This is a genomic window from Promicromonospora sp. NPDC060204 (genome assembly GCF_042728455.1).
In the GTDB taxonomy this organism is placed as follows: Bacteria; Actinomycetota; Actinomycetes; order Actinomycetales; family Cellulomonadaceae; genus Promicromonospora.
In genome coordinates, this window is the sequence record NZ_JBHWZO010000465.1 from 1 (window position 1) to 1427 (window position 1427).

The 1427-nt window shown below is 64.3% G+C and carries 3 protein-coding genes; all 3 read left to right on the forward strand.

Annotated elements, in window-relative coordinates; genetic code table 11:
- The first annotated feature begins 146 nt into the window (after positions 1-146).
- The 3 genes from ACFWEJ_RS28710 to ACFWEJ_RS28720 all read left to right on the forward strand — a co-directional run bounded on the left by ACFWEJ_RS28710 (position 147) and on the right by ACFWEJ_RS28720 (position 1381).
- Positions 147-584, forward strand: a complete 438-nt coding sequence (locus ACFWEJ_RS28710) for a hypothetical protein (protein ID WP_377232560.1) — start codon at positions 147-149, stop codon at positions 582-584.
- A gap of 105 nt (positions 585-689) precedes the next feature.
- The gene (locus ACFWEJ_RS28715; protein ID WP_377232561.1) at positions 690-1079 is read left to right on the forward strand and encodes a type II toxin-antitoxin system RelE/ParE family toxin; all 390 of its coding nucleotides are present in this window, start codon (positions 690-692) and stop codon (positions 1077-1079) included.
- Complete coding sequence (locus ACFWEJ_RS28720; protein ID WP_377232562.1) at positions 1076-1381, forward strand: helix-turn-helix domain-containing protein; 306 nt, start codon at positions 1076-1078, stop codon at positions 1379-1381. The genes ACFWEJ_RS28715 and ACFWEJ_RS28720 overlap by 4 nt, the downstream gene beginning before the upstream one ends.
- The last annotated feature ends 46 nt before the right edge of the window (positions 1382-1427 follow it).

A 1427-nucleotide genomic window follows, 5' to 3' on the forward strand; every position in this document is an offset into this window, starting at 1 on the left:
GGGGATCCGTCGGGGCGAACCCGGGCCGGGTCGAATCTGGACCGCCGGGTGTGAAGACGTGCCGACAGGCTGGGTAACGGAGAGGTAGCACTGCTCCCTCTCCGTAACCCTTCGCGATGCGCATGCGTTCTGGGAGGCTTCCTCCGATGAACGGATATATCGAGGGGGCGCTGAATCCGATCCTGGGTTCCGAGGGCTTGGGCCTCCACGCGGGTTTCTTCGTGATCGTCGGGTTGACGCTCGCGGTTCTTGTCTGGGTCGCGATCGAGCTGTGGCGAAAGCCCGTCGTCGCGGAGCGGATGACGGACAGCATCCTGCAGATGCGCATGAGCCAGGGAAACGATCGGGTGGCTCGCGCGATGACCAGGGCATTTCTACCTGGGGTCCTGATGATGGGATCGCTCTGGGTGGCGACGGGTTCCGCGTTCCTCGACGAGAAGTATCGGTCGACCGTCCTGGAGATCGGCTTGGCCGGCGTGCTGGTCTCGCTCGTGCTCATCGGATCGGTCGCACTCTTCAACCGGCCGAGGTTCCTCGCGCCGCCACACATGCGAGGAGACCGCAGCCTGTTCGCGCGCGAGTGATCAGGCATGGATCTCCGGGAGGCTTCCGCCGATGAACGGCCTCGTCGGCCATTCGTGCCACTTGTTCACCGGGCGACTATCAGTGCATCAGGATAGCCTGATAATGTGTCCTGGGACGTGGAGTTCGATGAGGGTGTGTTCGTGTGGTTGACAGGGTTGGAGGAGGAGTCGTTCGTTCAGGTTCGTGCTGCGATCAAAGTCTTGCGTGACCGAGGTCCGCAGCTCGGACGGCCGCTCGTGGACACGGTGGTCGGATCGCGGCACAAGAACATGAAGGAGCTGCGACCAGGGTCCGCGGGCCGCAGCGAACTACGAGTGTTGTTCGCTTTCGACCCCGCGAGATCAGCGATTCTCCTGGTCGCCGGTGACAAGGCAGGGCGATGGCAGGATTGGTACAGGTCCGCGATCCCGATGGCCGACGACCGCTATGACGCCCATCTCGAGGCGCTCAGGAAGCGCGCTGACGGCGATGCTGGAAGAGGAGAGGAACGATGACCCGAAGCCTTGATGACCTGGACCGGGCTCGCCCGGTCGACCCGGAGAAGGTGGCTGCTGCCGAGGAACGGCTCCTGGCGCGACAGCGTGCCTGGCAGCTGCGAGAGCTTCGCACTCAGCAAGCCCTGACCCAGGCCGAGCTTGCCGAGCGGATGCACGTGGGCCAGAACCGGGTCTCGCAGATCGAGTCCGGAGGCGCGGAATCGACTCGGCTCGACACCTTGCGCCGTTACGCCCAGGCATTGGGCGGCACGTTGAGTGTCGAGGTCACGATCGGTGACACCCGTTACATCGTCGCCTGACCGATTGATCTCGTGACACGAGGCCGGGTCTCCCGCAGGATGCGGG